This window comes from Streptomyces sp. OZ13, from assembly GCF_052068155.1.
GTDB lineage: Bacteria > Actinomycetota > Actinomycetes > Streptomycetales > Streptomycetaceae > Streptomyces.
Genome location: NZ_JBQHCZ010000011.1, coordinates 1 through 15,736, shown reverse-complemented (window position 1 = coordinate 15,736; position 15,736 = coordinate 1). Strand labels below are relative to the sequence as shown.

Sequence of the window (15,736 nt, the reverse complement as noted above, 5' to 3'; positions counted from 1 at the left end):
GTGTCAGTGGCGCCCTCTATCGTGCAGGACATGACGACGCCGCCCCCCACCCTCGAACTCTCGGCCGACGAGGCCCGCCGCATAGCCCTCCGCGCCCAGGGGTTCCTGGGCGCTCCCGACAGGCGGGGCGGGGTGCGAGGCGTTCTGCGTCATCTCGGCGCCGTGCAGCTGGACACGATCTCGGTGCTGGCCCGCTCGCACGAGCTGATCCCGTACGCGCGGCTGGGCGCCGTCGGCCGCAAGGTGGTCGAGGACGCCTACTGGACGGGCGGCCACAGCTTCGAGTACTGGTCGCACGCGGCGTGCATCCTGCCCGTCGAGGAGTGGCCCCACTTCGCCTTCAGGCGGCGCGCCTACCGCGCCCGCCCGCAGTGGTACCACGAGCTCCCGGACGGCGCGTACGACGCCGTGATCAAGCAACTGCGGGCGGAGGGGCCGCTGACCGCGACCGGCCTGGGCGGCGCGAACAACGGCGGGGAGTGGTGGGACTGGTCCGCCTCCAAGGTCGCCGTCGAACGCGCTCTGATGTACGGCGAGGTCGTGTGCACGGAGCGGCGCAGCTGGAAGCGGGTGTACGACCTCGCGGAGCGGGCGATCCCCGACGACCTGCTGCACGACGACCTGGACGACACCGAGTGCCTGCGCCGTCTCGTGCGGCTGGCGGGTGAGTCGCTGGGCGTCGGCACCCGCGCGGACATCGCGGACTACCACCGCCTCAAGGGCGAGCAGTTCGACGCCGTCGTCGCGGACTCGGGGCTGGTGCCTGTCCAGGTGCAGGGCTGGGCCAAGTCCGCCTGGGCGGATCCAGCGGCGCTCGCCTCCACGCCGCGCGGCCGGCACCGCACGACCCTGCTCTCGCCGTTCGACTCGCTGATCTGGGAGCGCGCGCGGACCGAGCGCATCTTCGGCTTCACCCATCGGCTGGAGGCCTACGTCCCCAAGCAGAAGCGGGTGCACGGCTATTTCGCGATGCCGCTGCTCGCCGGCGGGAAGCTGCTGGGCCGTGTCGACCCGGCCCGCGAGGGCAGGACGCTGGTGGCCCGCCAGGTCTCGCTGGACACTCCCAAGGCCGTGGCTCCGATGGCGCAGGCCCTGCGTGAGGCGGCGGAGTGGGTGGGCTGCGACTCCGTCCGCGTCGAGCGGGTCGACCGCCCCGAGCTCATGGCGGACCTGGTCAAGGCCCTGGACTGACATCGCGGACCGGTCCCGCCCGTACCGGCCGGATCCCGGAAGCCTCGGCTACCGGATCTCGAGGATCTTCTCCCGCATCGCGTAGACCACGGCCTCCATCCTGGAGTGCAGCTGAAGCTTCTCCAGGATGTTCCGCACATGGTTCTTGACGGTGTTCTCCGAGATGAACAACTCCTTGGCGATGTCCCGGTTGTTCATGCCCGTCGCCACGAGCTTGAGCACCTCCAGCTCCCGGTCGGTGAGCCGTGGCGCGGGCACCAGCCTGCGCTCGTCGGTGCGCTGAATCATCGACTTGAACTCGGTGAGCAGCTTCGACGCCATGGAGGGGCTGATCTGTGACTGCCCGTCCGCAACCGCTCGGATGGCGGTCGCGACCTCGTCCGTGGAGATCTCCTTGAGGAGATAGCCGGTGGCCCCGGCCTTGATCGCGTCGTAGAGGTCGGCCTCCTCGTCGCTGATCGTCAACATGATGATCTTCGCACTGGGGGCCACCTCCTTGATGGAGGTGCACGCCTCGATGCCGCCCCGCTTCGGCATTCGCACGTCCATCAGCACGATGTCCGGCAGCAGGTCGGCCGCCTTGTCCACGGCCTCCGCCCCGTCGCCCGCCTCACCGACGACCTCGATGCCCTCCTCGTGCGCGAGGACGATCTCCAGTCCCCGCCGGAACAGCGCGTGGTCGTCGACGACCAGGACCCGGATGGGCTCCTTGCCCCCGCCGCCCTCCTCCTCGCTGTGCCGTTCACCGTCCGAGTGCGTTTCACCGGGGTGGCCCGTGCTGCCGTGCACCGGACCGAAAGTGTCCGCCATCGTTCCTCCCCCTGAGGCCGTGGCCCGAAGATCATGTGTGGTCCGCCAACGTCAGTGCGGGGCGCACCGGTTGGCTTACGACGTCATGCTTTCATGCCCGGGCGACAATGCGGTGATCCTGTTGTCGCACGAGGGTGCCCCTGGGGGCGCACGAGGCGCTCCAGGGGCACCGGGATTCTTCGTCGACAGGGCTACGGGATTTCGGCGTCAGCCGCCGAGCGCACCTCCGGCGCCGCCTGCCTCGGACCCGGCCAAGGGGTCCGTCTCCAGGTGAATGACGCCGTAGTCGTAGGCGTGTCGCCGGTAGACGACACTGGGCTGCTTCGTCTCGGAGTCGACGAAGAGATAGAAGTCGTGCCCGACCAGCTCCATTTCGTAGAGCGCCTGGTCGAGCGTCATCGGTGCTGCTGTGTGCAGCTTCTCGCGGACCACGAGCGGTCCTTCACCCTGCACCTCGATCGAGCCGATCTTGGTGGTGGGAACGGACTCGGTCGCCTCCTGGGCGAGGGGCCGGCCGTTGGTGGCGCTCAACTCTGCGACGCCGGGGACGACATCGACCACCTCGGCTGCGGACAGGCGGCCGGCGCCACGCCGGTTGTGACGCTTCTCGTGCTGCTTGCGAAGGCGCGCCTCCAGCTTGCCGGTCGCGAGGTCCAGCGCTGCGTACGGGTCGGCGGCCGCGGCCTCGGCCCGGATCACCGGGCCACGCGAGCGGAGTGTGATCTCCACGCGGTCGGAACGGTCGGCCTGCCGCGGGTTGTGCTCCTTGGACACCTCGACGTCGAGGCTGATCACCTTGCCGTCGAGCTTCTGGATCTTCTCCAGCTTCAGCTTCTCGGCCACGTGCTTGCGGAACCGCTCGGGCACCTCGGTCTTGCGGCCCTTGACGACGATGTCCACGCAGAACTCCGTTCCCGGATTCGCTCCGCCCGCTCACCGGCTGCGGAGCATCTCCCTCTTGCACCAGGCTCCGGTGATCTCCGGAGCCTCGGACTTGGCGACTTTCACCTCCTCCTCCCCAGTCGGCAAGATCTCCACTCACCCAATTTTCGAAGCGTCGCCGCCGCGTTTTCCCGGCCGGGAAACCGGCAGCCATTCGGTGAGGTGTGCTTGTCGCCATTCCTCACACCGAACATAGCTCTCTGGGACGGGTGTCGGCACCCGCTACTCGGAGGTACCTCCGATCAGGGGTTTTTGCCCTGTCACTAGCAGCAACGATGCGGGTTCTCATTCAGTTCCGGTTTATGTCGAAGGACATCGGTGGAACAGCGACGACCGCCGCCCCGGCCGGCACCGCGGCACCCGGATCCGGCCCCCATGCGGCACTCAGTGCCCGCGCCGCCTCGACGAGCGTCGCCCCGGTCGTCATGAGATCGTCCACGATCACCGACCTGCCGCCCGCCAGGAGCCGCGCACCACCGGCCCGCACCTCCAGGGCCCCCGCCACGTTCGCGAGCCTCTCGCGGGCCGTGAGGCCCGCCTGGTCGGCCATCCGGCGCCGCTGCCGCAGAACCGGAAGCACCCGCGCGGCCCGGCCCGTACGCCGCAGCTCGGCCGCCGCCGCAAGGGCGATCCGCCGTGCCGCGTCATGACCACGCGCCCGGACGGCACCCGGCGCGGACGGCACGGGCACCAGCAGCACGGGCCCGCCCGAACCGTTCGCGTATCCCACGGTCGCCCGCACGGACTCGGCCAGTGCCGCCCCGAGCGGCCCGGCCAGCCCGAGCGCGCCCCGCTCCTTGTGCGCCAGGATCACGGCGCGGACCGGGTCGGTGTAGGCCGCCGCGGCGTGCACCACGGGGAGCCCCGCCGGCTCCGGCACCGGTCTGGCCCTGCGTGCCGCCTGCCCGTGCAGCGCCTGCCCGCACCCCTCGCACAGCTGCGTACGGGGCGTGCCGCATCCGCCGCAGACCGCAGGGATCACCAGACCGGAGATTTCGCGCCACCACGCCCGCATGAGGACCACTGTGGCAGGGCGGCGGACAGTCCGGCCGGCCCTGTGGAAAACACACTGCCGGGCGGTCCGCCGCCGCGCCTCTAGCCCGGGTAGACCGGCGCGGTGCCCTCCTTGACCAGCGTCTGCCAGTTGGCGCCGGCGGGCAGGCGCACGATGCCGTCCTCCTGCGAGTAGGCGACGAGCGGCTGGCTCTCGTCGTCCGACGCGGCGACCGACTTCACCTGGTTGAGGCCCGGCAGGATCCCCTTGGGGACGGTCGAGCCGTCCGTCTGGATGTACCGCACCTGCTGAACGCCGCCGGCCTCCTTGCCGACCACGACAAGCCTGCTCGGCCCCGCCCACGACACCGCCGTGACGGCCTCCATCTGCGGTGCGGCGGGCCGCAGTTCGGTGACGGTCACCACGGGATCGTCGCTGTCGCCGTGCCGTTCCACGCGCCCGATCTTCAGGGTCGTACTGCCGCCCTCGGTCAGCAGCAGCGCGATCCGCGCACCGTCCGCGGACACCTTCACCGCCTGGATGCGCGCTCCGTCAAGCCCCGGAACGATCTTGACCTCCTCCGGGGCGTCCGCGTCGTTCGGCAGGCGTTTGAGTGCCGGCGCGTCCGGATCCCGGTCGGCCACCCACAGATCCCCGCGCCCGTCCCAGCTGGGCGCCGTCAGACGGTTGTCGGGCCCCTTGCCGGCGCTGGTGATCACCGGGTCGCCCAGCTTGCTGTCGGAGACGATCGACGCCACGTACAGCCGGCTGAAGTCGGCGGCGACGGCCGCGGCCTTGTGTTCGTCCCTCGCCACACCGACCGCGTCCACCGCGAGGCGGCCGTCACCGAAGGGGCCTGCCACGTTCTGCGGTTCTCCGGCCTCCGCCGCCCCCGCCGCCAACAGGGCCAGGCGGCGCTTGCTGTCGACGAAGTACTGGTTGTCCGGGCGACCGGAGGAGTGGTCCGGCGCGTAGCCCTCGGCCTGGCCGGCACTCATCACACACAGCTGCGATCCGTTGGCGCGCAGCAATTCGACCTGCTCGAGCCTCGCCGCCGACAGGTCCTTGATGGTGAACATGATCTGCGCCGCCATCTTCATGCACTGCGTGCGCCCCACGTTCGACGCCTTGTCGTCCAGAGGCACCTTCAGGCCGTTGCGGTCGTCGAAGGACAGCGACGTGGCACCGTCCTTGAGCTTCATCGCCGTACCGGTCGGGAACCGCGACTCGACAACCGGCTTCAGCCAGTTCGTGGGCCCTTCCAGCAGTGCCTTGACCGCCTGGGTCACCGGGTCCATCCGGGTCACCGGATCCTGCCGCTGCCTGATGTAGACCGGGTCGGCGACCACGACGTCGCGTCCGGAGGCGAAGTAGTACTTGTTGACCGAGCGGTAGTTGCGCTCGAAGTCGGAGGCGCCCAGCAGCAGCCCGGCGGGCAGGCTGTCGATGCGCCACTGCTTGCCGTCGGGGCCCGCCTTCTGCGACAGGTGGATGGTCCGGCGGTACTCGCTCGGCGTGACGGGCTGATAGGCGTGCTGCGCGTCGACGGTGGCGATGTGCCGTCCGAGCAGCGGGTAACTCATCCCGGGGTTGTCCCGGCGGCCCGGGATCGGCACGCCGGGGTCGGGGGCCGACGCCAGCACCGTCGTGCTCGCCTCCGGCTGCCACTTCTCCGACGCCTCCGGTGTCAGGTACGAGCGTGCCGTGTCGAAGTTGGTGTCGTCACTGGTCATCGCCTCGAGGAAGCCCGTGACGATCTCGTCGGGGGTCGCGTCCTTCCTCGGCGGCACCGCGTACACCCGCACCTGCGAGTCGGCCCGCTGAGACGCCTTGACGGCGTGGACGTCGCCGGTGTCCGGCATCGACGCGCACCCGGCCAGCAGCACTCCGCTGCAGCCGAGCAGCGCCGCTGCGCGCCGCACGCCCGCCTGCCCGTGACGACGGGTGTCAGCGCCCACGAGTCGTGTCCTCCCGCTCCGATGAAGCCCTCGCCGCGGGAAGGTCCCCCCGCTCTCCTGCCTGTCGTGCCACCACCCGTGAGCCGTTGCCCGGCAGCGCCGTCGGGTCGACCTCGGGGGGCGCGCTGCGCGGCGGCAGCGGCGACAGGTCCGACGCCGTCTGAGCGGGCACGGACGTCATCCGGTGCCCGTTCCCCTCAGATTTACCCGACGAGGCGGCACGCTCCCGGTTCTGCCGCGAGTCCTCCGGCTCCAGCGGTATCGGTGAGCCGCGCAGCGGCTCGTCCGCCGTGCGAGGCAGGGTCAGGCGGAACTGCGAGCCACCGCCCGGCTCGCCCCACGCCTGCAGCCAGCCACCGTGCAGCCTGGCGTCCTCGACGGCGATCGACAGGCCGAGGCCGGTGCCGCCCGTGGTCCGTGCACGCGCCGGATCGGCACGCCAGAACCTGTTGAACACGCGCGTCGCCTCGCCGGGCTTGAGACCCACGCCGTAGTCCCGCACCGCGACCGCGACGGCGCCGCCCGCCACGGCCATACGGACGACGACGTCCTTGCCGTCACCGTGCTCGACGGCGTTGACCACGAGATTGCGCAGCACTCGCTCGACCCGCCGGGCATCTGCCTCGGCGACGACGGGCTGCTCGTCACCGACGACCCGTACACGGCTGCCCTTGCGTTCCGCCAGCGGCTCGGCGCCGCCGATCACCCGCCGTACGACCTCGCGCAGATCTATCGGCTCCGCCTCGAGCGCGGCGGCGCCCGCGTCGAACCTGCTGATCTCCAACAGGTCGGAGAGCAGCGACTCGAAGCGGTCGAGCTGGTCGCCGAGGAGTTCGGCGGAGCGCGCCGTCACCGGGTCGAAGTCGCTGCGCGCCTCGTGGATGACATCGGCGGCCATCCGCACCGTCGTCAACGGCGTACGCAGCTCGTGCGAAACGTCCGAGACGAAGCGGCGCTGCATCCTGGAGAGCTCCTCGAGCTGCTGAATCTTCAGCTGGAGGTTCTGCGCCATCTTGTTGAACGCCTCGCCGAGCCTCGCGATGTCGTCCTCGCCGGTGACCTTCATCCGCTCCTGGAGCCGGCCCGCCGCGAGACGCTCCGCGATCCCGGCCGCCATCCGTACGGGGGTGACGATCTGGCGCACCACCAACCAGGCGATGGCGCCGAGCAGCACCACGACGAAGAGTCCCGCCGTGGCGAGGGTGCCTCTGACCAGGTTCAGCGACTGCTCCTCCTGCGCCAGGGGGAACAGGTAGTACAGCTCGTAGGGATTGCCCTCGATGTCGTTCAGCTGTGTGCCCACGACGAGCCCGGGCTCGGGATCGACCACGTTGTCCGTGTAACGGATGCTGAGGTACGTCTCGAACGTCCCCCCGCCCTGCCGCACGGCGTCCCGCAGCTCCTGCGGGATGCTCGCCGGGTCCACGCCACCCGAGGTGCGTGGCGCACGGCTGGTGCCCGCGCCCTGGGCGTCGGCGCTGAGCGCGACCACGTTGAAAGCGCCCTGGCCGCCGCTGGAGAGCTGCACCACGAGATCGGAACGCCATGTACGGGCGTTCCCGTCCGCGCCGTTGTCGCCCTGGCCGCCGCCGGGGCCGATCGGCGCGTTCGCCTTTTCCCTGGCGACGGCGAAACCGCCGGCCGCCTGACTCTGCGCCGCCTGGCCCTTGGCGTCGAGCAGACCGTTGCGCACCTGCCCGATGACGACGAAGCCGAGCAGCACCACCACGCCCAGTGACATCAGGAGTGTGCTCACGACGACGCGGAGCTGGATGTTCCGGCGCCACAGCCTCACGGCGGGGAGCAGCGGACGGCGCACCCAGCGCATGACGAGCCGGGGCACCGGCCCGCCGGGGGCGCTTTCCTGGAGCAGCCGTCCGCCATGGAGCAGACGGCCGAATCGCGAGGGCCCACGCCCCGGTCCGGCAGCCCGCCCCGTACGGACCCCCGGCTCGCCGGGCTTCGGAGCAACGCTGCCATTGGACATGTCAGCTCGGCCCGGCTTTGTAACCGACACCACGGACGGTCACCACGATCTCCGGCCGCTCCGGATCCTTCTCGACCTTGGAGCGCAGCCGCTGCACATGCACGTTCACCAGCCGGGTGTCGGCGGCGTGGCGGTAACCCCACACCTGCTCCAGCAGCACCTCTCGGGTGAACACCTGCCAGGGCTTGCGCGCCAGTGCGACCAGCAGGTCGAACTCCAGCGGGGTCAGCGCTATCGACTGCCCGTCCCGCTTCACGGAGTGACCGGCGACGTCGATGACCAGGTCCCCGATCGTCAGCTGCTCCGGCGCGGGCTCCTCCGACCTCCGCAGCCGGGCCCGGATCCGGGCGACCAGCTCCTTCGGCTTGAACGGCTTGACGATGTAGTCGTCGGCCCCGGACTCGAGCCCGACCACGACATCGACGGTGTCGCTCTTGGCAGTGAGCATCACGATCGGAACACCCGACTCGGCCCGGATCAGCCTGCACACCTCGATGCCGTCCCTTCCGGGCAGCATGAGGTCGAGCAGCACCAGATCCGGCTTGGCCTCCCTGAAAGCGGCAAGTGCCTTGTCACCGTCCGCTACGAACGACGGCTCGAAACCTTCACCACGCAGCACAATGCCGAGCATCTCGGCCAGTGCGGTGTCGTCGTCGACGACAAGGACTCGTCCCTTCATAAACGACATCATCCCATTAGCTAATCGTTACCTGGCGTGACCTGGCACACAGCTCCGCTACGCCGCCCACGGTGACCGGCGACAACACCCCCTCCTCGGTGACGATCGCCGTCACCAGATCCGGCGGCGTGACATCGAATGCGGGGTTGTACGCCTGGGTTCCCAGGGGGGCCACTGTCTGCCCGCCGCTTCCGGCGCCGGCCACTGCGGACTGCGGGGATGTTACCTCCGTCACCTCGTGCCCAGGCCGCTGCTCCACCTCGATCGCCGCGCCGTCCGGTGTCGCCAGGTCGATCGTCGTCGTGGGGGCGACCACGACGAACGGCACATGGTGGTACTTGGCGAGCACGGCCAGCGGATAGCTCCCGACCTTGTTCGCCACCGAGCCGTCCGCGGCGATCCGGTCCGCCCCGATCAGCACGGCGTCCACCTCTCCGGCCGAGAACAGAGAGCCCGCGGCGTTGTCCGTCAGCAGCGTGTAGGGCAGTCCGTTGCGCGCCGCCTCGTAGGCGGTGAGCCGGGAGCCCTGCAGCAGCGGCCGCGTCTCGTCCACCCACAACCGCTGGAGCCTGCCCGCCCGGTGCGCCGAGAGCGCGACGGCGAACGCCGTTCCCTCACCGCCGGACACCAGTGCCCCGGTGTTGCAGTGCGTCAGGATCCGGTGACCCCCGCCCGGCAGTAGCTCATCGAGCAGCGCCAGACCGTGCCCGGCCATCAGCCGGCTGGCCTCTTCGTCACGGCGGTGCAGCTCCTCGGCCGCCGCGAGCGCCGCGCGGGCCGCCTCTTCGCCATCGGCCCCACGCTCGACGGCGGTCCGGTACGCGGACGCCGCCAGCCGCACCCCGTACCCGAGGTTCACGGCGGTGGGCCGCGCCGTCTCCAGCAGCTCCGCGGCCTCGTCCACGTCGAAGCCCCGCAGCGCCGCGAGGGCCACGCCGTACGCGCCGGCGATGCGGAGGAGCGGCGCCCCGCGCACGGCGAGCGTACGGATCGCCCGCACCAGGACAGAAACGTCGGTGCAGACCAGCTCGACCTCTTCGGCGGGGAGCCGGGTCTGGTCGAGAAGTACCAGTACGGGCCCTTCGGGTGGTTCGTCCCAGCGCAGCACGGGAAGCTTCGACGGCTCGGCACCCACCGGGTTTCGTACGTACTGATCAGCCATCCGCCCAGTCTGCCCGGTGCCGCTCCGACAATGAAGGTACGAAGGTGACCCGGGCCCCGGTCCGCGGACAGCCCGCGCGTGGCACGATGGCAGCCAACCGGCCGCCCGGACAGGCGGAAGGACACTGTGAACGCGCCGGCTCGACGGGCCGGCCCCGTGAACGATCCATGAGGTGGACGACCGTGAACGACACTCCGGGTTGGGCATCGCCCGGATCGGCTCCTTCCGAAGGCCAGAACGGCCCCGGCGTGCCGCAGCCCGCGCCGCCCGCGGACGGAAGCGGTCCTGCCTCGAAGTGGTCCAAGGAGCAGCCCCCTCCCGGACAGTGGTCCGCGCCGACCGGCCCCGGCCGGGTCCCCGGCCCGCCCCCGCCGCACTGGGGCGGCGGCAGGCACCACGGCGGCGGCTGGGGCGGGCCCCCCGCCGCGGCAAAGCCGGGAGTCATCCCGCTCCGGCCCCTCGGCGTCGGGGAGATCCTCGACGGCGCGGTGTCGACGCTGCGTGCGCACTGGCGCACGGTCCTGAGCGTGACGATCACGGTCTCCGTCATCTCCCAGATCTGCAGCATCCTCGTGGAGCGTTACCTGCTCCCGGCGCCTCCCGAGGTCGATCCCAATGCGACGCCCGAGGAGGCACTGGAGCAGTCCGTCGAGTCGCTGCAGGCGAGCCTGGTGGCCCTCGGCCCCGCCCTGTTGATCACCTTGATCGGCACCCTGCTCACCACCGCACTGCTCACCGTGGTGATCAGCCGCTCGGTGCTCGGCCGCCCGATCACCCTCGCAGAGGCCTGGCGCGAGGCCCGGCCGCGACTCCCGCACCTTCTGGGGCTCACCCTGCTGCTGCCGCTGGGCAGCGCCGCGATCATGACCGTCGGCGTACTGCCGGGAATGCTCATCGGCGGCGCGGGGGTGCTCCTCTCCGTGGTCGGCGGTCTCGCCGCCATCACCGTCATCATCTGGCTGATGGTCCGCTTCGCCCTGGCCTCCCCCGCTCTCGTGCTGGAACGTCAAGGCGTCATCACTTCGCTGCGCCGCTCCGCCAAGCTCGTCCAAGGTGCCTGGTGGCGCATCTTCGGAATCACACTGCTGACCCTGCTGCTGGTCTTCGTCGTGAGCATGGTCATCGCCATCCCGTTCACGATCATCGGCTTCGCGGTGGACGGCGCCGGAGTCGGTGATCTGTTCACCGGGACCGGCCCCGACTTCGGCTGGCCCTTCCTGATCATCACGGGCATCGGATCCGTGATCGCCTCGTCGATCACCTACCCGATCTCCGCCGGCGTGACGGTGCTCCTCTACGTCGACCAGCGCATCCGCCGCGAAGCGCTCGACCTCGAACTCGCGCGTGCAGCCGGCGTCTCCGGCTACGGGTCGGCACCTCCCGGTGACCGCTCCACCGGGGGCTGATGCGGTGTTGGGCACGGGGGGCGCGACGGCGGCACTGCTTGCCGGCGCGAACGACGACGTACCGGTGGACACTCCACGCGATCCCGCCCGCGAGGCGGCGGAGCGAGAGCTGTCCAGGCCGATGTACCACGAGAACGACCCGAACCTCCTCGAGCGCGCCCTCGACCGCTTCTGGGAGTGGGTCGACAGTCTCTTCGGCGCCGCATCGAGCGGCACACCCGGCGGCTTGATCGGCCTGGTCGCCGTCATCCTCGTCGTCGTCGCCCTCGCGGCCGCCCTGTGGTGGCGGCTCGGTAAGCCCCAGCGCGCGGTCCGTACGTCGTCGGACTCCATCTTCGAGGACGGCCCGCGCAGCGCTTCCGCGCACCGCACCGCGGCGGACAAGCACGCCGCCGCCGAACGGTGGAACCAGGCGGTGCAGGAGCGCATGCGCGCCATCGTCCGCTCGCTGGAGGAACGCACGCTCCTCGACGCCAGGCCGGGCCGTACCGCCGACGAGGCCGCCGCGGAAGCGGGGCGTCCACTCCCCCACCACGCCGACGAACTACGCGCCGCGGCCCGTATCTTCGACGACGTCACGTACGGCGGTCGCACCGCCGACCGGCAGGCGTACGAACGGCTTCGAGACCTGGACCTCGCCCTGGAGAGCACCAAGCCCCTGTCGGTCACCGCCGCCGAGGGAGCCGCCGAATGACCGGCCTCACGGGCAGCACCACGTCCATGTCGCCCTCCACCCGCCAGGTCTGGAACCGGGTCCGGGGCCTGCTCCTCGTGCTCCTCCTTCTCGTCGTGGCCGGCATTGCCATGGCGGCACTGCGCTCGGGCGATCACCACGGCCGTCTCGACCCACGCTCCGTGGACCAGAACGGCAGCCGTGCTGTCGCCGAACTCCTCAGGGACCGGGGAGTCTCGACCAGGGTCGTCACCACCCTGGAGGACGCCACCGCCGCGGCCGGCGCCGACACCACCGTCCTCGTCACCGAGCCCGACATGCTGACGGCCACTCAGCAGCAGGTCTTCCGGTCCGCTACCGTCTCCGCCGGCGGACGAACAGTGCTGATCGCCCCTGGCTTCTCCTCCATCGGCACACTCGCGCCGGACGTCGACATCGAATCCCGGACCGAGGTGTCCGAGCGCAGCCCCCGGTGCGACCTCCCCGCCGCTCGCCGCGCGGGCACCGCCGATCTCGGCGGTGTGCGCTACTCGGCGGAGGCGTCCGGCGCCGACAGTTGCTACCCGAGCGACGGCCTTCCCTCCCTGGTGCGGCTCGACGCGCCGAACGACGGCGACATCGTCCTCCTGGGCGCTCCGGACATCCTCTACAACGATCGTCTCGACAAGCACGGCAATGCCTCCCTCGCCCTGCAACTACTCGGGTCCCGTCCCGAACTGGTCTGGTACATCCCTTCTCTCGACGACCCTTCCGCGGCGAGCCCCGCCGACGGAGACGGCGACGACCAGGGCACCGGCGAAACGGACGGCGAGGACACGTTCTTCAATCTGATTCCCGGCGGCTGGCTTTGGGGCACGCTGCAACTCCTCGTGGCGGCCGTCCTGGCGGCCGTCTGGCGTGCCCGCCGGCTCGGCCCTCTGGTGACCGAGCAACTGCCGGTCGCCATCCGCGCGTCGGAGACCACCGAGGGCCGCGCCCGCCTCTACCGCAAGGTGAACGCGCGTGACCGCGCAGCCGCCTCGCTCCGTTCCGCCACCAGAGCCCGCCTTGCCCCGCTTCTCGGTGTCTCCGCCGCCGACACCCACTCGCCCGAAGCCCTGCTTCCCGCGGTCTCCGCGCACCTCCCCCAGGGTGAGCACGACCTCCGTGAACTGCTCTTCGGCGCGCCGCCGGCCGACGACACCGCACTCGTCCGACTCGCAGACCAACTCGACGCCCTCGAAAGAGAGGTACGCACCTCATGAGCGCCCCGACCCCCGAGACAGCCGAGAGCTCGGACCGCGCCCGCGCCTCCCTGGAGGCCCTGCGCACCGAGATCGCCAAGGCCGTGGTCGGCCAGGACCCCGCTGTCACCGGACTCGTCGTGGCTCTGCTCTGCCGCGGTCACGTCCTTCTCGAGGGGGTGCCGGGCGTCGCCAAGACCCTCCTGGTGCGTGCCCTGGCTGCGTCGCTCGAGCTCGACACGAAGCGCGTCCAGTTCACCCCCGACCTGATGCCGAGCGACGTCACCGGGTCTCTTGTCTACGACAGCCACACGTCCGAGTTCTCGTTCCAGCCCGGGCCGGTCTTCACGAACCTCCTTCTCGCCGACGAGATCAACCGCACGCCGCCCAAGACCCAGTCGTCGCTCCTCGAAGCGATGGAGGAGCGACAGGTGACGGTCGACGGCACGCCTCGCCCGCTCCCCGATCCCTTCCTCGTCGCCGCGACGCAGAACCCCGTCGAATACGAGGGCACCTACCCCCTTCCGGAAGCCCAGCTGGACCGCTTCCTCCTCAAGCTGACGGTCCCCCTTCCCTCCCGCGAGGACGAGATCAATGTCCTGACCCGGCACGCGGAGGGCTTCAATCCCCGCGACCTCGAAGCGGCGGGGGTGCGTCCCGTCGCCGGCCCTGCGGAACTCGAAGCGGCCCGTGTCGCCGTGGCCAAGACCTCCGTCTCCGCCGAGATCGCCGCTTATGTCGTCGATATCTGCCGTGCCACCCGTGAATCCCCCTCACTCACTCTGGGCGCCTCCCCCCGAGGCGCAACCGCGCTGCTGTCCACCGCCCGCGCCTGGGCCTGGCTCACCGGGCGCGACTACGTCATCCCGGACGATGTGAAGGCCCTCGCCCTGCCCACCCTTCGGCACCGGCTCCAGCTCCGGCCCGAGGCGGAGATGGAGGGAGTCACCGCCGACTCCGTCATCACCGCGATCCTCGCCCACGTCCCCGTACCGCGCTGAGGCACCGATGGCCCTCACCGGACGAACCGCACTCCTGGCCGCGCTCGGCTCACTCCCCGTAGGCATCCTCGCTCCGAGCTGGACCGGGATGCTCGCTGTCAACGCGCCCCTCTCACTCGCAATCCTGTGCGACTACGCCCTCGCCGCGCCAGTGCGAACGCTCGGGTTCACCCGAAGTGGTGATACATCCGTTCGACTCGGTGACGCCGCGAAGGTCGACCTGATGGTCACCAACCCGTCGGGGCGGCGTCTGCGCGCCGACCTTCGCGATGCCTGGCCGCCGAGCAGTTGGCTACCGGGGGCGGAGCAGTCCGCCTCACGCCACAAGGTGACCGTTCCGGCCGGCGAGCGCCGCCGCCTCACCACGGTCCTGCAACCCACCCGACGTGGCGACCGCCGACCGGACCGCATCACGGTCCGCTCTTACGGGCCGCTGGGCCTGGCAGCCCGGCAGGGCAATCACAAGGTCCCTTGGACGGTCCGCGTCCTCCCGCCGTTCACGAGCCGCAAGCATCTGCCGTCCCGCCTGGCGCGACTGCGCGAACTCGACGGCCGCACCAGTGTGCTGATCCGGGGCCAGGGAACGGAGTTCGACAGTCTTCGCGACTACGTGCCCGGGGACGACACCCGCTCCATCGACTGGCGGGCCACCGCGCGTCGGACCACCGTTGCCGTGCGCACATGGCGCCCGGAACGGGACCGGCACATCCTCATCGTTCTCGACACGGGACGCACCTCGGCGGGACGCGTCGGGGATGTCCCGCGCCTGGACGCCGCGATGGACGCCGCGCTCCTTCTGGGCGCGCTGGCGTCACGCGCCGGTGACCGGGTCGGACTGCTGGCGTACGACCGCCGCATCCGCGCCCAGGTCGTCGGACGGTCCGCAGGCGACGTTCTTCCGGCCATGGTCAACGCGTTCGCTCCCCTGGAGCCGGAACTCGTCGAGACAGACGCCCGCGGCCTCAGCGCTGCTGCGCTGACGAACGCTCCCCGCCGGTCCCTCATCGTCCTTCTGACGAGCCTCGACGCCGCGCCCGTCGAGGAGGGCCTGCTGCCCGTCCTCCCGCAGCTCACACAGCGCCACACCGTCCTGGTGGCCTCTGTGGCGGATCCTCACCTCGAACGCATGAAGGCGACACGCGGCTCTGTCGACGGCGTCTACGACGCCGCGGCAGCGACCCAGGCGCAGTCCCAGCGGAACCGGGCGGCGGAACAGTTGCAGCGCCACGGGGTCACCGTTGTGGACGCGACACCGGAGAAGATCGCACCCGCCCTCGCCGATGCCTATCTCGCTCTCAAAGCAGCCGGTCGCCTCTGAGCCCGTATTCCGTCAGATGCGGCCGGCTCGCCCCGGGCCGGGCGAGCAGCCATGACGTACTGGAATTGGCCCTTGAACGCAGGAAAGCCCCGCACCAGAGGTGCGGGGCTTTCCCACAATGATTGTTCGGCGGCGTCCTACTCTCCCACAGGGTCCCCCCTGCAGTACCATCGGCGCTGAAAGGCTTAGCTTCCGGGTTCGGAATGTAACCGGGCGTTTCCCTAACGCAATGACCACCGAAACACTATGAAGTTGGAACTCAAGCCGGCAAGGCGAGTTCGTTACTTCAGAACTAACACAGTGGACGCGAGCAACTGAGGACAAGCCCTCGGCCTATTAGTACCGGTCAACTCCACCCCTTACAGGGCTTCCATATCCGGCCTATCAACCCA

Annotated in this window: 13 protein-coding genes and 1 rRNA gene; 6 read left to right on the top strand and 8 right to left on the bottom strand. The window is 70.5% G+C overall.

Annotated elements, in window-relative coordinates; translation table 11 throughout:
- Positions 1–30: 30 nt before the first annotated feature.
- Positions 31–1,191, top strand: coding sequence for a winged helix-turn-helix domain-containing protein (locus ACTMTU_RS23320; RefSeq protein WP_441265436.1), 1,161 nt, complete (start codon positions 31–33; stop codon positions 1,189–1,191).
- A gap of 48 nt (positions 1,192–1,239) precedes the next feature.
- Here ACTMTU_RS23320 and ACTMTU_RS23315 read toward each other — a convergent pair whose 3' ends face one another.
- From ACTMTU_RS23315 to mtnA, 7 genes are all read right to left on the bottom strand, one after another.
- Positions 1,240–2,001: a response regulator gene (locus ACTMTU_RS23315; RefSeq protein ID WP_441265435.1), complete on the bottom strand. Its 762-nt coding sequence runs from the start codon at positions 1,999–2,001 to the stop codon at positions 1,240–1,242.
- 207 nt (positions 2,002–2,208) lie between these two features.
- Positions 2,209–2,901, bottom strand: coding sequence for a ribosome hibernation-promoting factor, HPF/YfiA family (gene hpf, locus ACTMTU_RS23310; protein ID WP_159691493.1), 693 nt, complete (start codon positions 2,899–2,901; stop codon positions 2,209–2,211).
- 331 nt (positions 2,902–3,232) lie between these two features.
- Complete coding sequence (locus ACTMTU_RS23305) at positions 3,233–3,958, bottom strand: ComF family protein (protein ID WP_441265434.1); 726 nt, start codon at positions 3,956–3,958, stop codon at positions 3,233–3,235.
- Between the two features lie 80 nt (positions 3,959–4,038).
- A complete protein-coding gene (locus ACTMTU_RS23300) occupies positions 4,039–5,895 on the bottom strand; it encodes an LpqB family beta-propeller domain-containing protein (RefSeq protein ID WP_441265433.1) in 1,857 nt (618 codons plus the stop codon).
- A complete protein-coding gene (mtrB, locus tag ACTMTU_RS23295; RefSeq protein WP_441265432.1) occupies positions 5,885–7,882 on the bottom strand; it encodes an MtrAB system histidine kinase MtrB in 1,998 nt (665 codons plus the stop codon). The genes ACTMTU_RS23300 and mtrB overlap by 11 nt, the downstream gene beginning before the upstream one ends.
- A 1-nt stretch (position 7,883) precedes the next feature.
- A complete protein-coding gene (gene mtrA, locus ACTMTU_RS23290; RefSeq protein WP_005316841.1) occupies positions 7,884–8,573 on the bottom strand; it encodes a two-component system response regulator MtrA in 690 nt (229 codons plus the stop codon).
- A 4-nt stretch (positions 8,574–8,577) separates the two neighbouring features.
- Positions 8,578–9,723 carry an S-methyl-5-thioribose-1-phosphate isomerase gene (gene mtnA, locus ACTMTU_RS23285; protein WP_441265431.1) on the bottom strand — a complete coding sequence of 382 codons (1,146 nt, stop codon included), beginning with the start codon at positions 9,721–9,723 and terminating at the stop codon, positions 8,578–8,580.
- A 182-nt stretch (positions 9,724–9,905) separates the two neighbouring features.
- Here mtnA and ACTMTU_RS23280 point away from each other — a divergent pair, with 182 nt between their 5' ends.
- From ACTMTU_RS23280 to ACTMTU_RS23260, 5 genes are read left to right on the top strand one after another with little or no spacing between them, the layout of a single operon-like run.
- Positions 9,906–11,129 carry a glycerophosphoryl diester phosphodiesterase membrane domain-containing protein gene (locus tag ACTMTU_RS23280; protein ID WP_441265430.1) on the top strand — a complete coding sequence of 408 codons (1,224 nt, stop codon included), beginning with the start codon at positions 9,906–9,908 and terminating at the stop codon, positions 11,127–11,129.
- Positions 11,130–11,133: 4 nt separating this feature from the next.
- Positions 11,134–11,823: a DUF4129 domain-containing protein gene (locus ACTMTU_RS23275; RefSeq protein WP_441265429.1), complete on the top strand. Its 690-nt coding sequence runs from the start codon at positions 11,134–11,136 to the stop codon at positions 11,821–11,823.
- Positions 11,820–13,046 carry a DUF4350 domain-containing protein gene (locus ACTMTU_RS23270; RefSeq protein WP_441265428.1) on the top strand — a complete coding sequence of 409 codons (1,227 nt, stop codon included), beginning with the start codon at positions 11,820–11,822 and terminating at the stop codon, positions 13,044–13,046. Before ACTMTU_RS23275 ends, ACTMTU_RS23270 begins: the two co-directional genes overlap by 4 nt.
- Positions 13,043–14,026, top strand: a complete 984-nt coding sequence (locus tag ACTMTU_RS23265; RefSeq protein ID WP_441265427.1) for an AAA family ATPase — start codon at positions 13,043–13,045, stop codon at positions 14,024–14,026. Before ACTMTU_RS23270 ends, ACTMTU_RS23265 begins: the two co-directional genes overlap by 4 nt.
- Before the next feature lie 7 nt (positions 14,027–14,033).
- Positions 14,034–15,344, top strand: a complete 1,311-nt coding sequence (locus tag ACTMTU_RS23260) for a DUF58 domain-containing protein (protein ID WP_441265426.1) — start codon at positions 14,034–14,036, stop codon at positions 15,342–15,344.
- Positions 15,345–15,468: 124 nt separating this feature from the next.
- Here the strand turns inward: ACTMTU_RS23260 and rrf are convergent.
- A 5S ribosomal RNA gene (rrf, locus tag ACTMTU_RS23255) occupies positions 15,469–15,585 on the bottom strand.
- Positions 15,586–15,736: the final 151 nt, after the last annotated feature.

What these genes read in the sequence shown, in the direction of transcription:
- ACTMTU_RS23320 (WP_441265436.1), top strand. Translation starts at nt 31, where the DNA reads ATGACGACGCCGCCCCCCACCCTCGAACTCTCGGCCGACGAGGCCCGC.
- ACTMTU_RS23315 (WP_441265435.1), bottom strand. Translation starts at nt 2,001, where the DNA reads ATGGCGGACACTTTCGGTCCGGTGCACGGCAGCACGGGCCACCCCGGT.
- ACTMTU_RS23305 (WP_441265434.1), bottom strand. Translation starts at nt 3,958, where the DNA reads ATGCGGGCGTGGTGGCGCGAAATCTCCGGTCTGGTGATCCCTGCGGTC.
- mtrB (WP_441265432.1), bottom strand. Translation starts at nt 7,882, where the DNA reads ATGTCCAATGGCAGCGTTGCTCCGAAGCCCGGCGAGCCGGGGGTCCGT.
- mtrA (WP_005316841.1), bottom strand. Translation starts at nt 8,573, where the DNA reads ATGATGTCGTTTATGAAGGGACGAGTCCTTGTCGTCGACGACGACACC.
- mtnA (WP_441265431.1), bottom strand. Translation starts at nt 9,723, where the DNA reads ATGGCTGATCAGTACGTACGAAACCCGGTGGGTGCCGAGCCGTCGAAG.
- ACTMTU_RS23270 (WP_441265428.1), top strand. Translation starts at nt 11,820, where the DNA reads ATGACCGGCCTCACGGGCAGCACCACGTCCATGTCGCCCTCCACCCGC.
- ACTMTU_RS23265 (WP_441265427.1), top strand. Translation starts at nt 13,043, where the DNA reads ATGAGCGCCCCGACCCCCGAGACAGCCGAGAGCTCGGACCGCGCCCGC.
- ACTMTU_RS23260 (WP_441265426.1), top strand. Translation starts at nt 14,034, where the DNA reads ATGGCCCTCACCGGACGAACCGCACTCCTGGCCGCGCTCGGCTCACTC.